This is a genomic window from Candidatus Nanosynbacter lyticus, assembly GCF_000803625.1.
Taxonomy (GTDB): Bacteria; Patescibacteriota; Saccharimonadia; order Saccharimonadales; family Saccharimonadaceae; genus Nanosynbacter; species Nanosynbacter lyticus.
On record NZ_CP007496.1, the window covers coordinates 287,780 to 308,349 of the forward strand.

Consider the following 20,570-nt stretch of genomic DNA (forward strand, 5'->3'; position numbering starts at 1 on the left):
ACTTCTCCTGGTACCTCTGGATTTTCAATTTCTGGATTTATACATCCCGAACGTTCTCTTGTGGTTGGATTATCATAAAGCATGTTATTAATATACCAAATATTTTACATTTTGTCAATGCTATGTATTCTTATTTACTTTTTATCAAGTACCACCAAATGCTCAATATGCGGCGTCCTCGGGAAGAAATTGTAGCCTTGATGATGTGTGATTTCGTATTTTTCCTGAAGTAGACTGACGTCTCGGGCTTGGGTGACGGGGTTGCAGCTGAGGTAAATAATTCGTGGTGGCGTAGTTTCCAGTAGTCTCCGAACGACATCTGCGTGCAGCCCGGCGCGTGGTGGATCGACGATGACGATTTGTTCGCCCGTTATATATTCCAGAGATTTTTCACTTGGCGCTAAAATCGCCTTGGCGTTTGCTCGGTTTAATTTGGTGATGTTTCTTTGCATTTCCGCGACGGCGTGTTCGTTAATTTCGACTAGTGTAATATCATCGCCGCCAATTGTCAGCCCGATTGTGCCAACTCCAGAGTAAAGGTCGAGGGTTGGTAAATTATTCTCATGGTCTATCCAGTCGCGCATGTCGCTTAGGGCTTTCTCGTAAACTGGAATATTAACTTGGAAAAATCCTTCACAGGCATAATTAAATGTGACGCCCAAAATTGTGTCGGTTAGTGTTGTGCCACCAAATTTATTCAGACGCTCAGTGACTCGGCTGGCTGGGCTTTTCGGGTCGGAATAGATTATCTCGCTGCCTTTGGCTGACAGTTGGGTTGCCTCTTCTTTGGAAATGAGGTCTGCGAGTCGGTCTTTTATGTATAATTGCCAGACGGCGTTTCCTTGTTGGTCTGTGCGGATCAAGAGGGTTTTTAATTGTCGGGCGGTAACAGGTTTGGTTCGCAGGAGGTTGCGAATTTCAATTGCCAATTTGTTGATATTTGGATGAGCCAGACTAGTCCCTTCGACAACGACTTTACCCTTGCTACCTCGCTTGAAAAATGCCAAATCTAAAGTTTCTCTCGTGCCGTTATCTGTCTTATCGCCAAACCAGCTAAACTCGACCTTATTGCGATAGTTAAATTCTACGCCGTCAGTAAATACGTCAATTTTCTCTGGTAACATAACGCCATGAAGTCGGAAAGCTTCTTCGATTAAATTCGCTTTATATGTCTGTTCGCTGGAGAGCGGCATGATTTGCCAAGGGCTAGTACTGAGATAGCTATTCTCATCTCGCGGCATAATTCGCTCTGGACTTTTTTCAAGAACTTCTGTCACCACGCCTTCGACGAAGTGCGATTTTTTCTTAGTTATACGAATTTTCACCAATTCGCCTGGTAGCCCGCCCCAAACGAACGCCTTGCGCCCATCATTCATAGCACCAAGCGCCTGGCCGCCACCAACGATTTTCTCTAGTCTTAAAGTCTCAAAAATTTGTTTTCCCATTAGAGTGTATTATACCAGGACTTGTGGATTTTTTCTGGCCAGCGTGTTATAATCATCATGGTCCTGGCTATATTGGGACGTCGCCAAGTGGTAAGGCACTGGGTTTTGGTCCCAGCATTCGCAGGTTCGAATCCTGCCGTCCCAGCCAAGAATTTTTGCACCTAAGGGGTGTTTTTTATTTGTCATGTATCAATTCGCGTTATGTTTGCCAGGGCTTTATTGTAATACACAACATCGTCGCCTTCCTCTGGTGTTCGCGCTGTAAATCCTAGCTTCTCCCAGAATTTTTTAGCCCCATCATTGCTATTGAATACTAGCAATGCAACCTTATTAATGCCTTCTTCGCTTAAGGCCTTTAGTGCTGATTCGGCCAATTTTCGGCCAATTCCCTGTCTCTTATATTGCTCGGCGACCGCGGTATGATAAATATAGCCGCGCCTACCGTCGTGACCGGCTATAATCGCTCCGGCGATCTCTCTTTCTTCTGTTGCTACAAAACATGTTGTCGGGTTGCGGTCTAAGAATCTGCCAATTCCCTCTTCTGAATCATCCAGGTTATTTAGGCCCATGCCTGCGCTTGATGTCCAAAGTTCATAGACTCCAGGATAGTCGGTAATTGTCATTGGTCTGATTTCCATAATTGTCCTCCTCCTGAGGGAATATTATAACACTCTGTCAGTTAATTTTTGTCTGGTCCACCACTTATGAATCTCACTGGTGGCAATTGGAATAATTAGCGAAGCTAGACCAATGGTAGTCATGTGGTGTGTGGCGACTTTGTGGATGTGTAGTAGTTCACCGAGCGGCCCAAACAGTACCAGGGCTTGCAAAATTAACGACATTGCTATTCCAATGTAAAAGCTACGATTCATCACTTTTAGGCGTGTAAAGACAGAATCTTCATCACTCCGGGCGTTAAAAGCATTTGCCCATTGGCTAACTACCAGAGATATAAACGCCAACGTTTGCGCGTAATCATGACCGTAATGCTTTTCGAAGAACACATATGTAATTAGTGCAATTGCTGCCATTGTGCCGGCAGCTACAGCCATTCGCCAAATCATAATCTTATCTAAAATTGGTGTGCCAGGACTTCTGGGTGGTTGTTTCATGACATTTTTCTCAGCTGGCTCCAGACCAAGCGGAATCACCATTGACGTGTCAGTCACCAAATTTACCCATAAAATTTGCACTGGTTCCAGCGGCGTTTTAATGCCAATCAGCAGCGCGCCGATCATTGTAATCAGCTCGCCTGTATTGGTAGATAAAAGATAAAATAACATCCGCTTGACATTGGCGATAATTGTCCGGCCTTCTCGCATGGCGTCGATAATTGTTTTGAAATTGTTGTCTAGCAGGATTATTGCTCCGGCGTCTTTTGCGATGTGTGACCCTGAGCCCATAGCAATCCCAACATCAGCACCAGACAGCGCTGGTACATCGTTAACACCATCTCCAGTCATGGCGGTAATATTGTGACGCTTTAATATGGTTAAAATCCGGTATTTTTGTTCTGGAATAACGCGCGAAAACACTTTTGTCCGTTCGATTATTGCGTCCAATTGGTCGTCAGTCATCTTCGACATTTCTCGGCAATCAAAAACCTCTTCTCTGCCTTCAATCATACCAAGTTGTTTGCCAATTTGATATGCCGTTTCGAAGTGGTCGCCAGTGATCATGCGTACCGAAACGCCTGCTGAAATTGCTGATTTTATAGCACGAGAAGCCTCTGGTCGCAAGACGTCGGCTACCGCCACAAGCCCTTTAAATTGCAATTTCTGACGCGATATTTTAGAGAAGTCAGTCGGAATTTCTGCATCGTCGCTGATTGCCAGACCAACTACACGGTATCCCTTTGAGGTTAATTCGGTAATTGCTTGCTTGGCGCGTTTGGATTCTGTGGCTGGTAATTTGCAGCGCTTGATAATTTCTTCTGGGGCGCCCTTGTAATATATTTTATAGCTCGCTCCATTATGCCAAACGGCAGCTGACATCGAGAAGTCTTGATTAAATGGCAATTCTGCTGCTGGTAGCCCGCGGACGCCAGTACCATTTTTTCGAGCAAAATTGTCCAGTGCTATATCTAGCGGGTCGTGACTTTTGCTGTCGCCGCGATTAACAAAATACGCTATGGTTTTTGATAGATTATTACGCTTCTCTGGAGTCCAGATATCCTGGACAGTCAATAAATTTTTCGTTAGCGTGCCGGTTTTATCTGTAGCGATAGTGTTAATTACGCCAATGGTCTCAATTGCCCTCATTTGATGGACTAGCGCCTTTTTCTTGGCCATTCGGCGCATTCCCAGCACTAAAACTACGGAAATTGCAATTGGCAGACTTTCTGGCACGGCGCTTACGGATAGCGCAATCACAAAGCGTAAGCTGTCTAAAACATCCATGCCGCGCAGCAGGCTTAAACAAAACGCCACAGTCGCCACTGCACTAACGACAGCGATAATTTTGGTAATTAATTTATCGATTTTCTGCTGGACTGGACTTTTGGCGATTTCTTTTTTTGACAGTGCGGCCAGATTACCAAACTCTGTTTGATTGCCAGTTGCTGTGACGACACCTGCTCCAGTGCCAGATACTATGAACGAACCTTGAAATAGCATATTGGTGCGCTCGTAAATCTGCTGCTCACCCTCTAATTTATCACTATTTTTGCCAATTGGGATTGATTCGCCTGTCAGCTGAGACTCATTGATACGGAGGTTTGTGGCTTTAATTAGCCTAATGTCAGCTGGTACTTTTTCGCCTTCGGAAAGATTGACGATATCACCGGGGACAAGCTTTGCGCTGTCAATAGAAATAATTTTTCCCGCTCTTAAAACGTCAACTTTTTGCGCATCATGGCGCGACAAGCTCCTGAGTACTCGGTCGGTTGAGAAGCGCTGGACGTAAAAAATTACAGCAGAAATTATTAAGATGATTAGGATAATGACGGCATCAATTATTTCGCCATGAATGAGACTGACTATTGTAGCCAAAATCAGTACTAGTGAAAAAATATCCATAAATGGTTCAATGATTTTTCGCCAAAGTGGTTCGGATTGGAGTTTAATAACGTTTTCTCCAAATTTTTTCTGGCGCTTTTTTACTTCACTCATCGCCAGTCCCTCTCGTCGCGAGCCTAATTTTTTCAATGTTTCATCAATTGATAAATTATAAAAAAGCATAAGCTTATTATATGAAAAAAAGCCCTCACCCGCCAGTGAGGACTAAACTGTTGTGGTGGACAATCCAAGTTAGCGAATATTAACTACCTGTAGTTGCCTGGTGGCTAAGCCGTTTTTCCAGGAAACGGTTTCGGACTTTTTATGGTTAAGCAGGCTCTTCCCTAATGGACTATCCACAGAAATCCTGCCGTCTAGTGGATTAGCTTCCAAGCTATTGACTAGTGTGTAGCGGAATATTTTTCCCTGTTGATCCATTAAATCCACCACTGAGCCAATAGCGATTCTCAGACGATCCCGTTTTCGCGGTAGAGGCTTAGCATGGCGTAAAATATCCTTCTTCGTGAAAATTTTTGATTGAATATTTTCTAGTTGTGTAATGACGTCGTTACGATGGAGCTTGTCGTCGCGGGACTTGGCGCGTCCTATTTCCTTTAGCTCGGCGATCAGCGACTTCTCTTCCATCTCCAAACGCGAGATTTCCTTATGCAGTTCCTTAAATCCTTTTTTACTTAAAAATGTTGTACTCATACTTCCCCTTTCAGACTGGCAATCCAACCAATCAATAATCCCATTACAACATCCAATTCTGAAAATTAGCTGAAAATTTAAATAATAGGTAAAGAAATTGTAAAAATGGTTGAGGTTTTAGCGGTGCTTACGGATATTTGACCGCCTAAAGCCTTGGCTAATTGTTCGGCTAGTGGTAGTCCTAAGCCGTAGCCTTTTGTTTGTTGATTGCCGCGAAAAAATTGCTCGAACACGTGCGGCAGATTCTGCTGGGAAATTGCGCCGTCGTTAGTAAAATGCACGGTGATATTCTGTTTCGATGGCAGTACCTGGATTTTTACCGGCGAATTCTTCGGGCTGTGTTTTAATGCATTGTCAAGTAAAATCGCGCACAGCTCCCGCGTTGCGGCTTGGTGAAGAGAGATATTTGTGTGTTCCGGGCAATTCATTTCCGTGCGGGTTTCGGCTTTTCGTTCGCGGATGAGATTGGATATCAATTCTGCCAAGTCGAAGCTTTTATCTTCCAGCGCCAGCCTGTTCTCTGTTCGCGACAATTCTAAAAGCATGGCGGTCAGCTCGGTCAATTTGTTAATTTCCTCCAAATTGCTTTCCAGCGTTTCCGTTAGTTCCGCCCGCGGCGTTTTCGGGTTTTTCAGCGCCAGTTCGGTCTCTGCTTTCATAATTGCCAGCGGCGTGCGCAGTTGATGACTGGCGTTGGAGACAAACCGCGACTGGGCTTTATGCGCCGCCTCAATCGGCCGCAGCGTAATCCTGGCCAATAAATACGAGCAAGCGCCGCCCGCCAGCAGCACGATGAGATTGATATAGCCCAAGCTAATCAGCAGATTGCGCGTCGAAATATCCATCCGTTCCGACAAATCAATGCTAGGAAAATCGTTGCCGCGCTGAATGATAATTTTATGGATTTGCGCGTCAACTTCCGAGCGCGCCACTTGAAAAATAATACTGCTAAACAGCAGGCTGACGATCATTAAAATCAGTAAATACCAGCCCGCCAATTTAATAGTTGCCGAGGTAAAAATTTTCATGCTTCAATCCGGTAACCGAAGCCGCGGACGGTTTTTATCAATTGTTTTTTGAACGGCTTATCGATTTTTTGGCGCAAGTTTTTTATGTACGCCTCGACATTATTCGGTAAAATATCGGCATCAAAATCCCAAACATGGTCGATTAGCATTTCCTTGCTGAGAATTTGGTTCGGGTGCTGCATCAAATATTCCAGCAACGCGTATTCTTTACTAGTCAAGTCGATAGTTTTTCCGGCGCGCATCACGGTTTGCTGCTGCTTATCAATCGTCAAATCGGCAATTTTCAGAACATCCGGCCGCTGAATTGGCGGCCGGCGCAGTAAGGCTCGGACTCGCGCCAGCAGCTCGTCAATAGCGAACGGCTTAACCAAGTAATCATCCGCGCCCGCGTCCAGCCCGAAGGTTTTATCCTCGGTGGCACCCAGGGCTGTGAGAAATAAAATCGGCATGCTTTTACCGTTTTTCCGCAGTTTTTTAACAATTTCCACACCCTCCATACCCGGCAGCATCCGGTCAACGATTAGTAAATCGTACGGCTGGCTGTCCGCCAAATTAAAGCCCTCTTCGCCGTCATTAGAGATATCAACGGCGTATTTTTCGCGCTTGAGAGATTCGGAAATCACCCTTGCTATTTTTCGTTCATCCTCGATGACTAATAGTCTCATACTGTATCTATTATACCCTTTTTACGTTTGTTAGGGATAGTGCTATAATTTTATTCAAAAGAAAAGGAGGTATATGTCCGGTAATAAAAAAATTGTTGAGATTCGTCATTTTAAGATGAAGTTTGGCGATAAAACAGTTATTAAAGATTTGAGCTTTGATGTTTTTCAGGGTGAAGTGTTTGGTTTTCTCGGTAGTAATGGCTCAGGAAAAACCACGACTCTTCGAGCTTTGTTGGGACTATATGAGCCAGCGGCTGGTGACCTACTAATTAATGGCAAGCCGTATGCCGTGGAGAATCAGCTGAGCCTCGGTTACCTACCAGAAGAGCGCGGGCTGTATAAAAAGGAAAAAGTGCTGGACGTGATGATTTATTTTGGTCAATTGAAAGGTCTAAATCGTAATGAAGCTAAAAAATTCTCTTTGAAATTTTTAGAGCGCGTTGGCTTAAGCGACAAAGCAAATATGCGATTAGATAAATTATCAGGTGGGCAACAGCAAAAAATTCAGCTGGGTGTAACAATTATGGGCGACCCAGAATTGCTGATTATGGATGAGCCGACCAAGGGTTTTGACCCGGTGAATCGTCGGTTGCTGATGAATATCATTGAAGAGCAGCGAAAAGCTGGCACGACGATTATTTACGTCACGCATCAAATGGAAGAGGTTGAGCAATTGTGTGATCGACTGATTTTATTAAAGGAAGGTCAAGCAGCGGCGTACGGCACGCTGGCAGAGGTGAAAAAGCAGTTCGGTGGTGCTTCAATGGACGATATTTTTGTCAAAGTGTATGGCGGCGAAGATAAGGAGTTAGGTGATGAGTAGAATGCATAATTTAGGTACAGTCTTCAAATTTGAGACGATCCGAGCTTTGAAAAAGCCAACTTTTTGGCTGATGGCATTGGGTTTCCCTCTGATGATAGCGGTGCTTTACGGCATCATGTTTTGGTCACAGAGTACGACAATTCAGGCATCAAAAGAATTGGACAAGCAAGAATTCTCATTAGAAATTACCGACGATTCAAAGTTAATATCTTCAGAGCTACTCGCAGCAGTTAAGGCTAAGCCAGCTCAATCAAAAGAATCTGGCATTAATGACGTAAAAAATAACAAAGTAGATGCTTATATTTATTTTCCAAAAGACATAAGCCAGCAAAAAGTTGAAGTTTACGGTAAAGATGTCGGTCTGTTCCAGAACGGTAAATATGGCGCAGTGGCGCAGAGCCTGCTGAGTAAATCGGTAACTAATAACATTAGTCCAGCAGAAGTCACTATTCTTCAAAACAAAGTCCAATTATCGTCAACTACTTATCTTGATGGTAAGGAGCATGGCGGCATTAATGAAATGATAGCGCCAGGACTATTTCTAGTGATTTTGTTCATGCTGATTAGCTTCTTTGGCAATCAAATGCTAACCAGTACTACTGAAGAAAAAGAAAATCGCACAGTAGAGATGTTGCTGACGACGGTTAAAACTGACACATTAATTACAGGAAAAATATTATCACTGATGGTGCTGGCCTTGATTCAGATATCGATAGTTGTTTTGCCTGTCGTGGCGGGATACCTGGCGTTTGGGTCAAAGCTACAATTGCCGAATATGGATTTGAGCGTACTTGTATTTGATCCTGTGAGGATTAGCTTGGCGATAGTAATTTTCTCAGCCAGCTTCATGCTGTTTACGGGCATGCTGGTGACTTTGGGCGCAATGATGCCGACCGCTAAGGAAGCGAGCCAATGGTTTGGCTTGGTGATGATGTTATTTGTTGGACCACTTTATGGCATTACAGTTTTTGTGTCGTTCCCTGACTCGTTCTTTGTTAAGTTCCTATCGCTATTTCCGTTTACTGCGCCAATTCCGTTATTGTTAAGAAATGCAGTCGGCAATTTGCCAGTCTGGGAAGCATTGCTGGGCGCGACAATTTTGGTCGTTACGGCAGTGTTTGTCATGTGGCTATCGGTGCGCGTTTTCCGCTACGGTGCTATGTCGTATGATAATAAACTATCCCTATCAACATTGCGGATGAAAAGGAAAGCTGGTAAGGTTTAAATATGAAAGTACGTATTGAAATAGACACAAAAACGTTCGTGCGGTTTTGGCTAGTAGTAATGGGTTTTGGCCTGGCTGGCCTAGCAATTTACTCCGCAAAGGATGCGCTTATCTTGTTGGGGATTTCCTTATTCTTAGCGCTAGCCTTGAATCGACCAGTAGCAGCTATTGCTAAAAAACTACCAGGTAAAAGTCGATTGGGCGGCACAGCGCTGGCTTATACGACGTTAGTCCTTTTATTGGGCTGTGTGGCGTGGTTTGTGGTGCCGCCAATCGTCCAGCAATCCGCCAAATTTGTTGAAAGTGTACCGAGCTTGATTGACCAAACTGGCTCACAGTGGCATGGATTTAATGAGTTAATTGATAAAAACGGTTTACGTCCGCAGGTTGACGCGACGTTAAATAACCTGAAGCAACAGGCTTCGTCTTGGGCTGCTAGTGCTGGTACTAGCTTGATCTCAAGCGTAGGTTCATTGGCAGCATTTCTGGGGTCATTATTCTTGGTGCTAGTCCTGTCATTCTTGATGCTACTGGAGGGACCGATGTGGATGAAACGGCTATGGGGTCTTTATAACGACCAGGAAAAAATGGAGCGACATAAAAGACTGGTTGGGCGCATGTATAACGTAGTCACGGGATATGTCTCTGGCCAATTAACAGTTTCTGGAATTGATGCGATACTGTCGGGATTTGTGGTGTTCGTGCTCAGTCTGGCATTTCCGGCTATTGATTCAAACTTGGCGATGTTGACCGTCATGGTTACCTTCGTGTTGACGCTTATCCCAATGTTTGGCGCAACATTGGCTGGGTTGCTAATTGCGCTACTGCTGTTCTTCAACAACGTCACTGCTGGTGTGATCTATGCCATATATTTCATCGTCTATCAGCAGATTGAGAACAATTTCATCGCACCGTCAATTCAGTCAAAGAAATTAGAACTATCGGCGCTGATGGTGTTGTCGTCAGTGACAATCGGTCTCTATGTTGGCGGGCTTTTGGGAAGCTTGATTGCCATTCCGACGGCTGGCGTAGTTAGGGTGTTGCTGGAGAATTATTTGGAACAGGCTCGACTAAATCGTATTGAGAGTGAAAAACCGCTGAATAAATTAATGAAGAAATTGAAAAACGAAAGTTAATTAAATCCAGAATGAAAGTATAGCCCGTTGGATTCAGCGGGCTATTTCCATGCCCAAATGCTGCCGCTTGGCGTATCGCGAATGGTGATGTCAGCGACCAACAGCTCGTCGCGAATGCGGTCAGACTCTTGCCAATCTTTTTCAGCACGGGCGTTGCGGCGTTGGATGATCAGTCTCTTCAAGTCGTCGGTAATATCAGGGGTCGATTCCGCCAAGTCTAGGCCCAAAACCTCGTCAATAATCTCAATCAATTGCGACAAACCACCGCGATGGATTTTTTCTAACGGCGCGTGATCTAGTAGTGAAAACGCCTCATCAATCAGCGCCAACGCCCCTGGCGTATCCAAGTTATCATTCAACTTTTCAACCAGCGCCTGCCGCGCCGCCAGCAGCGACACCGTACCCTCCTGCTCATCTTTCTCGTCATCATCATCCAGCGTGTCGTGCGTCTGGTGTCGCAGAGCCGCATAGCCGCGCCAATGATCCAACCGCGCCTGGGCTGCTTCCAAAATCTCCCAGGTAAAATTCCCCTCGGTTTGGTAATGCTTGCTGAGGATTGCCAGCTTAAAGGCCATCGGACTGAATCCGCGCGCCGTGATGTCGCTGAGGGTGATGATATTACCCAGCGACTTACTCATCTTTCGGCCGTCGACCTTGATGTGGTTATTGTGCAGCCAAATTTGAGAAAATTGTTTTCCAGTCAGGCTCTCGCTTTGGGCAATCTCGTTGGTGTGATGTACTGGAATGTGGTCAATGCCGCCGGTGTGAATGTCTATTTGGTCGCCCAAAGTTTCACGAGCAATTGTACTACACTCCAAATGCCAGCCCGGAAAGCCAACGCCCCACGGGCTGTCCCATTCCATGTCGCGCTTGGTGTTGGTCGGTGAAAATTTCCAGACGGCGAAGTCGGTGATGTTGCGCTTACCTGCCACGCTGACTCGCGCGCCCGCTTCTAGGCCCGCCACGTCTAGCCGCGCTAATTTACCATAATCTGCTAGCCGCGACGTATCAAAATACATGCCATCGCCATCAATCTTGTATAACAATCCCTTCTCGTCTAGTCCGCGGGCAAAGTCGATTTGCTGCTGGATGTAGTCCGTTGCCCGCACCAAATGGTCGGGCTGCACTAATTTCAACACCTCGTAGGCTTCGTGCTCGGCGATGGCGATGTACTGCTTGGCCACGTCCCAAGCGGTTTTACCCTCGCGGCGCGCCCCCTTCTCCATCTTATCCTCACCACCATCATCATCGCTAGTCAAATGCCCAACGTCGGTGATATTTTGCGTGCGAATCACTGGAATATCTTGCCAGCGCAGTAACCGCACCAATACATCCCAATAGATATAGCCGACCCAGTTGCCAATGTGCGGCTGCGAATACACAGTCAGCCCGCAGGTGTACATGCGAACCGTCTGCCTGTCGAGCGGCATCAGTTTGTCTTTGTGGCGAGTAAGAGTGTTGTAGAGCTGTATCATCAACTCTATTGTACGGTACGCGGGTTGGTTTTTCAAAATTGATATAAAAATAACCCCGGATGGGTCTTGATAACAATTTCAGGGAATAGCGACAAGCAGCCTTTATAAAAAAGAACAACTTGCCGCTATTGCATGCCGAGTAGGACTCGGATTATCAGTCTTCGGCTCCCTGCTTACACATCAGCATATGATAGAAGTGCTCGAGGTACTGGTTGTGAAGTGCCACTGTAACCTCTTCAAGCACAAACTCGTAAGCTAAGGCCATGAAGAGAGCGAGCCGAAGGCATACAATGCCGCCGATGCCTTTGTTAGCTACATTTTCTAAGACGGGTATCTCAATACGATCCCGCAAAATGCGCTTAACATAGGCTGACGTGATGGATAGGTCGTTTGAGTTTGTACTTTCAATCTCTGGACATCCTCCTCCGATCTGTCGATATGCGGCCATAGTAAAGATTGCACATTCGAATTCATCCAGCGCACTAGACAAGTCGTGCTTGTCGGCGGGTCCGAACGCTCTACCGTAAGATTCGACTAATTGTTCAGTAGCCTTGTCTATAGATTCAAGCATTCCCCAGTATTCCTCGTTAACGAAGATCGTCGTTAGGGTCTTAGTGGGGGATTTTGAAAGAGCGTTGGTCAGGACGTATCCTTGACACTCCCCTGTAGAAGGGTTGATGAGCTTCACGGTCTTGCCTTTCCTCTCATCCCCACGTGAATGTGGCTAAGTGTTGTTCTTTAATACAGGACGAGATTCCATTCCTCTTTCTATTTTCTCCTCAAAAAAAGGAATAAAACCTCATCCTGTGCTAGGCTGCTTGTCAAAGTACGCTTTCGGACAAGGATTTACTCAACTAGTCAACAAAAGCTGATATATATATATCACTAATAGAATAAAATGTCAAGCGATTTTGTCAAAAATGTGGTGTAATATTTTTATCAACTCTGTTGCGATCTTGGTGTGTTATATAGTAATTGTAAAAGCTTTAACTCTGCTCTGCTTCTTTCAAGGCCTTATCCGTCGCCGTTACCAATTCCCGCACAACCTCGTCATAATTCTCGTATACACGGAATCCTGACGCATATGGATGACCGCCACCACCGAAGTAGCCAGCGACCGTGTCGGCGATTGGGAGGTTGCCGCGTAGGCGGGCGGTCAGTTTGCCGTCGGGATAGGTTTTGATGACACAGCTGAGCGCCACGCCTTCGACTAGTCGTAGTTCATCACCAATCAACGCGCCGGGGTTATAGGCGTCGCTGTAGGCTTGAATTTCCTCAAATGGCACGTGTACCAGCGCCAATTGTCCGTCCAGTAAATATTCGATGCGCTCAATCAATTTACCTTTGTACGCCAAAATTTCCGGCGATTTCTTCATAAATTCGCGCCGTCGCTCTTCGATTTCGGCATTGGAGGCGCCAAGCTCGGTCAATTCACCAGCGACGTGAAAGGTCGCCGCGGTGGTATTTGGCGTAGTTAAGCCAAGGCTGTCAGACATAATGGCGATTAGCAAATTCTCCGCCGCTTGCCGGTTGATAGTCCAACCAGCGTGGGTGAACAATTGGTACAATAATTCCCCGGTGGCCACCACCGTATCAGATAGTATGGTGTGCTCAAAACTCAGCGTTGACTCGGCGGTATGGTGGTCAATAACCAGTACCGGATGTGTTTCCAGAAAATGTCTTACTCCAGGTGTTTCTAGTACCTTGCTAAGCAATACGTCGGCGCTAGTGTCGACAATAATAGCGGCGTCGGCCTGTGTTGGAAAATCACCAACTACCCTATCCCAGCCGCGTATGTAACGTAGGTATTTGGGGGTGTCGACCGGACAATATAATGTGACGGACTTTCCCAGGTCGCTCAGCACTTCTTCCAGTGCCAAGCTAGAACCCAGACTGTCGCCGTCAGGGTTTTCAGCTTGTATAATAACTATATTATTTGCAGATTGGATAAATTGTTTAGCTGTATCGAGCATATATTTATTATAACAAATAGTTTTTATGTCTTTGGTGAGGATTTTAGGGGCTTAATTTATAGCTATATAGAGACGTTTAACAGATACACTAAAAACGTAAACATTTTTATAAATTATTATTGACAAAATATAAAAATTGTGCTAGTATGGGAACATAAAGCCCGAATATTGGGCTGGAAAGAGGAGTTTTTATGAACAAATTTAAGAAAATCGGCATCGCTATTTCTCTGGGAATCGCTTTGTTCGGTGGAATTTGGCTAGCATCGCCTTCACAGGCTGCCGGCTGTAACAAATTTAATGTCGTTTACTGCGGCACCAATTCTATGTCAGAATTGCAATCGGCATATAGCCGTTCGGAGATTAAATCTCTATATAGCCAATGGTATATTACTGAAACCATGATTCAGGGTGGCTCAAACATGCGTGAAGGTGTGGTTGATGCAAGCGGTAATATTACAGTTGACGGTCGAGTTGTGGCTACAAACGCCGTAACCGTACAGTCTAAGGCTGGTACTCGTCAGCCTACCCCACAGCGTACATATAGCGCGGCTGGTTATACTTACTACCAGTACACAACTGGCCAGAGCTTTGTGGATGGCCCTAAGAGCTACCGAATCTATGCATGGTTTGATGACAATGGTAAGTTCATCACCGGTGTTATTAAGGATTGTGGTAACCCAGTTTGGGGTCCACCAACAACACCTCCAGCAAAGCCAGCGCTAACATGTGACGTCCTGCAAGTAGCTGAAGTTTCTCGTAACACGTTTAAGTTTAGTACAAAAGCAACCGCTAAAGACGGCGCAACTATCACCAGCTACACTTACGACTTCGGTGATGGTAATACTCAGACAACTACCTCATCTGAAATCCAACACACTTACGCAAAAGCTGGTAACTATAAAGTTACTGTTACGGTAAACGGCAAAGAGGCTGGTGAAGTTAAAAGGCAGAGCCCAAACTGCGAAAAGACTATCACGGTTAAAGACGAGCCTAAAATTCAAGTTTGTGATTTAGCAACAAAGAAATACCCAGTAACTATTAAAGAGTCTGAATTCAATGAGAAAAAGCACTCAAAGAATCCAAATGACTGTAAAGAGGCTCCTTCTAAGATTAAGGTGTGTGTGATTAAGACTAAAGAAATTCGTGAAATTAAGAAAGAAGAATTCAACGAGTTAAATCATACGACGGATATGAGTAAGTGTCAGGAAACTCCTGCCACTCCTACGCCTTCTCCAGAGTTGCCAACGACTGGTGCAGGCGACGTGATTATGTCAGCACTAGGCCTGGGTGGATTGACCGCAGCTACTATCGCTTATGTTGTTAGCCGCCGCCAAATGTAATAGGCTAAGCTAATAGAAAAATACCCGCCATAATCAGGCGGGTATTTTATTGGCTTTAAGGTGTGAGATTATAGTTTTTTCCGACCTTCTAAGGCGTGCGTTAATGTAATCTGATCTGCATATTCAAGGTCAACACCGACTGGTATGCCGCGCGCCAAGCGAGTAATTGTAGTACCTAATCCAGCTTCCTGGATGTAGCGCTGTAAAAACAAAGCAGTAGACTCACCCTCGACTGAGGCGTTAGTGGCGATAATAATTTCCTGTACGTCGTCGGTTTTTATACGCTCAATTAGCTCAGGAATATGCAGTTGCTCCGGTCCAATATTATCGATTGGCGAAATCACGCCACCTAGTACATGATAGGTGCCGGTAAATTGTTTTGTTCTCTCTAGCGCAATAATGTCTAGCGGCTCTTCAACTACGCAAACAAGCTGTCTATTTCTGCCCTGGTCTGCGTATAGTGGCGAAACGTCGTCGCTAGCATCAATCAGCGCAAATGTTTTTGGGCAAGTTTTTACGTGGTCATGTAGTCGATCCAGTGAGCGCGCCAACTGCTTAGCAGATTTAGGATCACGGCGTAAAACCGCGTAAGCGTATCTCTCTGCTGTCCGCGGTCCTACTCCGGGTAAATTACCAAAATCATCAATTAAAGCCGTTAAGGCTTTGGGTAAAATGTCAGTTGACATGATCTTAGAATGGCAAGTTTCCTAGGCCGCCCATCAATGGCTTCATGGTTTCAGCGGCAACTTCCTGAGCCTTAGCCATACCGTCGCGAACCGCAATTTCAATCCAGTGCTCTAGTTCTTCAATGTTCTCTAAGTCAACCATTTCTGGGTCAATTTTTACTGACTTGATTTTTAGTTCGCCACTAATTTGCACCACTACCGCACCATCACCAGCCTCAACTTCAATGATTTCCTTGCCTAATTGTTTCTGTGCTTTACGTAGCTGTTGCAACATTTTTACTTGATCAAATGCCATATTCCTCCTTATTTAATATGTATAATTATACCTTATTTTTTGTCAGATGTGTAGACGTAGAAGCGGTCCCCGCCCTGGTTGTGTTCGCTGACGATAATTGAAGATAAATGGCCTGAGTAGGTTTTTGGTATGGTGTTTTTTGTGGCATGGCTGACGTATAGTGTTTGTCCGACTTTTTCTGGTGCCGTGCGGATAATTGATATTTTATGATAACTATGTTTTTGGAGCGCTTCGTAAATTGGCGATTCTTCTTTGCTGACTAATAGAGAGAACGAGTCAGTTGGTGCGGTATTTTTTTGTAAGAGAGACAAGTCTTTATTAAAATGTGAAACAGCCTCTGGGAAATAGCGATAACTATCAATGTAGCGGAAGCTACCACCCGCCACCATAACAATAATTAAGAGAGATATAAGAACTAATCCTGTGCCGCGAGCGTAAGGGTTGCGCGGGAAAAGCCCGTACCACATAGCCATTAGGGATTCCAGGCCGACTGCCAGCAGAATGAATAGTGGAACGATGATAATTGGTGTTAAGCTTGGCTGGAAGATTAGTAGGGCTATTGCTAAAACTAGCCATGACCAAATCATAAATGAGCGGGCGCTGGCAATTTTTTGGAAGCTGCGAACCAATCCTAATCCGATTAGAATCATGGCGTTAAAGTCCATGATTGGTGTAATTTGGTTGCCTACGACTGACGGGAATATACGAAGATAGGTGTAGTATAGGGTTTTAAGATTGGCGAACATATCAAAACTGAGATTATTAATGCCAATGAGACTATGAAATAGCGCGTGAGATTTATAACACAGAAAGCCAATTCCGAGAATTATTGTGAGTAGAATAGTCAACGGTAAAATCCAGGACCCTCGATGTTTTCTGGAGATAAGAAAGTAGCGTGGGTGTGGGTGGAGAAAGGCGATAATCAGGAGTCCTAAATTGATATACCAAAGATATGGAGTAAAGAGGCTGAAGGCTGTGGTGATAGCTAGTCCAATCCGCCAGAGTGAAGCTTTTGGCGCTTTCTGAAGAATGAGCGTCGCAAAAAGTAGTGTTAGGGCGGTATAGAAAATATATAAAACGCCAACGGTTGCGCTCTGTCCTATGAATAGGAATTGACCGGTGCTAATCATGATAAGTAGCGATAAGATGGTCGTGGAGGGCTTAAACCAGCGTTTAAGTAGGAAGAATATGGCTATGGAGCTAATGATCGACAGCAGGACGGCTGGGGCTTTAATTGTCAGTAAGCTGACGCCAAATAGCTTGAAAAATGCTAGCTGAAGTAGATGAAACGGTAAGTTGGCTGTGGCAAGTCCTTCTGAGCTAAATTTCAAGTGGTTTGTGGTATTAACCATGTCAATTTCTGCTTGAGACAGTCCGCCTGGTGCGCGTAAAGCGGAAACCGTAACAGCCCCTATGTACAATAATACCAACAGAGTATATCCGAAAGCATAGCGCCATCGGTAAAGAAAAATATCAGTAACTTTTTGCTTTTTCATTGGTATGATTATAGCACAATTCTATTCGTGCTTGCGATCCAGGCTCATGAAGCGGAGGCGCTCTGGGTGGAAGTACAATTGGACTTTTCCGACGGGGCCGTTACGGTGCTTAGCGATGATTAGGTCGGTGATGTTTTGGACTTCCGGGTTGTCTGGTTCGTAATATCCTGGGCGATAAATGAAGCTGACGATATCGGCGTCCTGCTCGATGGATCCAGATTCACGTAGGTCAGCCAGTTGTGGAATTGGCGGGGTGCGCGATTCGACTGAACGACTCAACTGACTTAGCGCAATCAGTGGTACATTGAGCTCACGGGCAATTAACTTCAAGCCACGGGAAATTTCCGATACTTCCTGGACGCGGTTACCATTGTGATTGCCGTTGGCCTGCATCAGCTGTAAGTAGTCAACGATGATTAGTCCCAGTTGATTCTCATGAGCAATTCTGCGAGCTTTAGTGCGCATCTCTAGAACCGAAAGTCCCGGCGTATCGTCAATGTAAATCGGTGCTTCGGCCATCTCGCCCATGGCTTCGGACAATTTGGCAAAATCATTATCGCTCAAGTTTCCAGTGCGAATATTCCAGCTGTCGACGCCTGAAGCATCTGCCAGCATACGGTCAACCAATTGTTCTTTACTCATCTCTAGGCTAAAGAACAGCACCGGCTTTTTCTCAATTGTCGCCACATTGTATGCTAAGTTAGTCACTAGTGTGGTCTTACCCATGGCCGGACGAGCCGCCAGGATGATCAAGTCGGACTTCTGTAGTCCAGCCGTCATATTGTCAAGGTCGCGATATCCAGTACGGACGCCCCGTAGAGAGCCTTTATTTTTGCTAAGCTCTTCAATTCGGTCAAAACTGTCCGTCAGAATGCTCTCTAAGCTCACTAAATCTTGTTTGGTTGATTGGTCGGAAACACTGAATAATTCAGCCTCAGCTTTTTCTAGCAGTTCCTGCGTTGTCGTAGATTCGTCATAGCCAAGTTCAGAAATGTCACCACTCGCCTTAATAAGTCGTCGACGCACTGCCGTTTGCGCTACCATCTCGGCGTATGCTGAGGCGTGCGCTGCTGTCGGTACGTAGTTTGTCAGTTCTGTTAGGTAGGCCGATCCACCAACCATCTCCAGCTCATCTTTACGTTTTAATTCATCTGTTAGTGTCAACAAATCAACTGGCTTATGTTTTTCAAATAAGCGCATCATCCCGGCAAAAATCAGTCCGTGGTTTTTGTCATAAAAATCGTTAGCGTGAGTGATCTCCGCAGCATCCGCCAGGACTTCCTCGTCAATTAAAACAGCTCCAAGCAGACTCTTCTCTGCGTCTAAATTTTGTGGTGGAATTTTTCCGTTCGCGTTGCCTTTATCTGCCATTAAATATCCTCCAATTTAACCTCTTCGCCGCCACCCATCAATTCGGCAATTTTCGCCAGCTTTTTATCCTCTGGCGGTTTCTTCTCTCCAATTATATCAATTTCTAGCTCCATGCCTGTCTCTTCCGTGATTATCTCCGCAATTAATGGCCGATTTTTGGCGTCGTCCAGTTTCTTCTTGTAAAACGCGGTGCCGGCGTAAATTGTTAATTTTTCTCCATCAAATGCCCACTGGCTTTTTTGCAGTAAAGAAGATAGCCCAAGGGATTTTTCTTTTGCCTTTTCAACTACTTTGTCCCAATCTATTTCTAATGGAGTGTCAGTTTTCTTTGGTTTTGCAGTGGGTTTCTTCGGCGGCTCCACTGTCTTTTCCTCTTTCTCAAGAGGCTTTTCTACTGGTTTAGCTGGAGCAGTCGGTTTGGCTGGTGCTGAAATTGTAGGCTGCTTTTTAACTATGGTTTCGGCGACATTTTTCTTTGGCGTAATTGGATTTTTACTGGCCTGAGAATCGCAATTCATAAATATCGTCAATAATTTTAAGTCCGGATGCGGGTGCCGATCAACCTCAATTAACTGCTGGACTAGCTTGACCAGATTTGGGTTTTGCCGTAGTTTATTACGTGCAATTGATAGTAACTGGTGGGAAACGACTACTGAATTGGCGCCATTATTTTCTAAATCCCTGAAGACATCTAAGATTTGCTCATTATTGCCAGTCTGGTATAAATCCAGTAATCCGTTAAGTTTTGAAGTGTCGCTTAGACCTAAATATTCGGCGACCATAGCACTGGTCAATGGTTGGTCGGGTGTTGCCAAAATTGATAATTGGTCTAGCATACTGATCCCGTCGCGAAACCCGCCGCGCGAGCGCTCAGCAATCAACCGTGCGGCGCCTTCCTCAATGCCAAAGCCCTCTTTTTCGGCAATGTTCATGAGCTGGCGTGCCATAATTTCTGTCGGGATTGGACGGAAGAAAAATTGCTGGACGCGACTGAGGATGGTGGCGGGCAGCTTGTCGGCGTCGGTGGTAGCCAAGATGAATACTACGTGCGCTGGTGGTTCCTCCAGGGTTTTTAATAGTGCGTTGAAGGCAGGCTTGGACAGCATGTGGACTTCGTCGATGATGTAGATTTTCTTCGGCGCGGAAACGGGCGCGACTTGTGCTTTCTCGCGCAGGGCGCGGATGTCGTCGACGCCGTTGTTGCTGGCGGCGTCAATTTCGATGATGTCCAGGTGTGACACTTCCTCGTCATACGGCAGCTGATTGATCTCATGCGCCAAAATGCGCGCTACGCTGGTTTTTCCGACGCCGCGCGGACCCGTCAGCAAATACGCATGGGCGATTTTCCCCTGCTCCAAGGCTCGGCGCAAAATGTTGGTCACGTGATCTTGCCCCAACACCTCGTCCAAGCTACGACTGCGATATTTGCGGTACAGCGCCTGACTCATTCCCTCACATTCCTCATGGGACAATTATAGCAGAAAACAGCGTCTAGTGTATTTATGGATAGCGTAGGTCGACTTTGTGCTTAGTTTCGGCGACATAAAAACGGTAATAACTATCAGTATCTGATACAGTCGGATTTTCAAGTATTTCGTCATTTTCTTTTATCTCAATATATTCATCGTTTTCGTACGGCTTGATAAGCTTAGTAAATTCAAACGCATATTCACCAGAAATATTTTTTAGCTCTTGGCTCTGATCTATTGGATCGGCATAGTCGGTCATAACTAATACTAGGAATCGTCCGTTATTATCGGCGAATAGATGAAACGTGGTGTCGGGGTATAATGGCACTAGCGGTGCGAACTGTCGAACATACCCCAATTTTTCGAGAATTGGAAATGCTTCAAAAACTATATTTGGAAATACGAAGTTTGAATAGTTATTCATAAATAAGTATTG

The 20,570-nt window shown here is 45.3% G+C and carries 19 protein-coding genes and 1 tRNA gene; 5 read left to right on the top strand and 15 right to left on the bottom strand.

The features are described from left to right. Positions 1 to 134 precede the first annotated feature (134 nt). The gene (locus tag TM7x_RS01485) at positions 135 to 1,445 is read right to left on the bottom strand and encodes a class I SAM-dependent RNA methyltransferase (protein WP_039327233.1); all 1,311 of its coding nucleotides are present in this window, start codon (positions 1,443 to 1,445) and stop codon (positions 135 to 137) included. Positions 1,446 to 1,518: 73 nt separating this feature from the next. On the opposite strand from TM7x_RS01485, the gene TM7x_RS01490 reads away from it, so the two are divergent. Continuing rightward, positions 1,519 to 1,593, top strand: a tRNA-Gln gene (locus TM7x_RS01490). Positions 1,594 to 1,627: 34 nt separating this feature from the next. Here the strand turns inward: TM7x_RS01490 and TM7x_RS01495 are convergent. From TM7x_RS01495 to rppA, 5 genes are all read right to left on the bottom strand, one after another. Next, a complete protein-coding gene (locus tag TM7x_RS01495; RefSeq protein WP_039327235.1) occupies positions 1,628 to 2,083 on the bottom strand; it encodes a GNAT family N-acetyltransferase in 456 nt (151 codons plus the stop codon). Positions 2,084 to 2,107: 24 nt separating this feature from the next. Beyond that, the gene (locus TM7x_RS01500; RefSeq protein WP_039327240.1) at positions 2,108 to 4,624 is read right to left on the bottom strand and encodes a cation-translocating P-type ATPase; all 2,517 of its coding nucleotides are present in this window, start codon (positions 4,622 to 4,624) and stop codon (positions 2,108 to 2,110) included. Positions 4,625 to 4,693: 69 nt separating this feature from the next. Further along, a complete protein-coding gene (locus tag TM7x_RS01505) occupies positions 4,694 to 5,152 on the bottom strand; it encodes a GreA/GreB family elongation factor (protein WP_082001333.1) in 459 nt (152 codons plus the stop codon). A 77-nt stretch (positions 5,153 to 5,229) separates the two neighbouring features. Beyond that, positions 5,230 to 6,180: a sensor histidine kinase gene (locus TM7x_RS01510; RefSeq protein ID WP_039327246.1), complete on the bottom strand. Its 951-nt coding sequence runs from the start codon at positions 6,178 to 6,180 to the stop codon at positions 5,230 to 5,232. After that, on the bottom strand, positions 6,177 to 6,845 hold the full coding sequence (rppA, locus tag TM7x_RS01515; protein WP_039327250.1) for a two-component system response regulator RppA: 669 nt from the start codon (positions 6,843 to 6,845) through the stop codon (positions 6,177 to 6,179). Before rppA ends, TM7x_RS01510 begins: the two co-directional genes overlap by 4 nt. A 73-nt stretch (positions 6,846 to 6,918) precedes the next feature. Here rppA and TM7x_RS01520 point away from each other — a divergent pair, with 73 nt between their 5' ends. From TM7x_RS01520 to TM7x_RS01530, 3 genes are read left to right on the top strand one after another with little or no spacing between them, the layout of a single operon-like run. Then, positions 6,919 to 7,668 carry an ABC transporter ATP-binding protein gene (locus tag TM7x_RS01520; protein WP_039327252.1) on the top strand — a complete coding sequence of 250 codons (750 nt, stop codon included), beginning with the start codon at positions 6,919 to 6,921 and terminating at the stop codon, positions 7,666 to 7,668. After that, positions 7,661 to 8,893, top strand: coding sequence for an ABC transporter permease (locus TM7x_RS01525; RefSeq protein ID WP_039327255.1), 1,233 nt, complete (start codon positions 7,661 to 7,663; stop codon positions 8,891 to 8,893). The genes TM7x_RS01520 and TM7x_RS01525 overlap by 8 nt, the downstream gene beginning before the upstream one ends. A 2-nt stretch (positions 8,894 to 8,895) precedes the next feature. Further along, entirely contained in the window at positions 8,896 to 10,029 is a 1,134-nt protein-coding gene (locus TM7x_RS01530; RefSeq protein WP_039327257.1) for an AI-2E family transporter, read from the top strand. 41 nt (positions 10,030 to 10,070) lie between these two features. On the opposite strand, the gene cysS is transcribed toward TM7x_RS01530, so the two are convergent. The 3 genes from cysS to TM7x_RS01545 form a co-directional block, all read right to left on the bottom strand. Further along, positions 10,071 to 11,504: a cysteine--tRNA ligase gene (gene cysS / locus TM7x_RS01535; RefSeq protein WP_052198807.1), complete on the bottom strand. Its 1,434-nt coding sequence runs from the start codon at positions 11,502 to 11,504 to the stop codon at positions 10,071 to 10,073. Positions 11,505 to 11,658: 154 nt separating this feature from the next. After that, on the bottom strand, positions 11,659 to 12,075 hold the full coding sequence (locus TM7x_RS01540) for a hypothetical protein (protein ID WP_039327263.1): 417 nt from the start codon (positions 12,073 to 12,075) through the stop codon (positions 11,659 to 11,661). A 415-nt stretch (positions 12,076 to 12,490) separates the two neighbouring features. After that, positions 12,491 to 13,477, bottom strand: coding sequence for a DHH family phosphoesterase (locus TM7x_RS01545; RefSeq protein WP_039327266.1), 987 nt, complete (start codon positions 13,475 to 13,477; stop codon positions 12,491 to 12,493). Positions 13,478 to 13,668: 191 nt separating this feature from the next. Between TM7x_RS01545 and TM7x_RS01550 the strand changes: the two genes are divergently transcribed. Then, positions 13,669 to 14,817: a PKD domain-containing protein gene (locus TM7x_RS01550; RefSeq protein ID WP_039327269.1), complete on the top strand. Its 1,149-nt coding sequence runs from the start codon at positions 13,669 to 13,671 to the stop codon at positions 14,815 to 14,817. Positions 14,818 to 14,885: 68 nt separating this feature from the next. Here TM7x_RS01550 and recR read toward each other — a convergent pair whose 3' ends face one another. From recR to TM7x_RS01580, 6 genes are read right to left on the bottom strand one after another with little or no spacing between them, the layout of a single operon-like run. Beyond that, complete coding sequence (gene recR, locus TM7x_RS01555; protein WP_039327272.1) at positions 14,886 to 15,503, bottom strand: recombination mediator RecR; 618 nt, start codon at positions 15,501 to 15,503, stop codon at positions 14,886 to 14,888. 4 nt (positions 15,504 to 15,507) lie between these two features. Beyond that, entirely contained in the window at positions 15,508 to 15,798 is a 291-nt protein-coding gene (locus TM7x_RS01560; protein WP_039327275.1) for a YbaB/EbfC family nucleoid-associated protein, read from the bottom strand. Positions 15,799 to 15,830: 32 nt separating this feature from the next. Beyond that, entirely contained in the window at positions 15,831 to 17,294 is a 1,464-nt protein-coding gene (locus tag TM7x_RS01565; protein ID WP_039327278.1) for an ArnT family glycosyltransferase, read from the bottom strand. A 21-nt stretch (positions 17,295 to 17,315) separates the two neighbouring features. Next, positions 17,316 to 18,665, bottom strand: a complete 1,350-nt coding sequence (gene dnaB, locus TM7x_RS01570) for a replicative DNA helicase (RefSeq protein ID WP_039327280.1) — start codon at positions 18,663 to 18,665, stop codon at positions 17,316 to 17,318. Continuing rightward, complete coding sequence (gene dnaX, locus TM7x_RS03780) at positions 18,665 to 20,113, bottom strand: DNA polymerase III subunit gamma/tau (protein WP_052198808.1); 1,449 nt, start codon at positions 20,111 to 20,113, stop codon at positions 18,665 to 18,667. The genes dnaB and dnaX overlap by 1 nt, the downstream gene beginning before the upstream one ends. Before the next feature lie 52 nt (positions 20,114 to 20,165). Continuing rightward, positions 20,166 to 20,558, bottom strand: a complete 393-nt coding sequence (locus tag TM7x_RS01580; RefSeq protein WP_039327283.1) for a hypothetical protein — start codon at positions 20,556 to 20,558, stop codon at positions 20,166 to 20,168. Between the last annotated feature and the right edge of the window lie 12 nt (positions 20,559 to 20,570).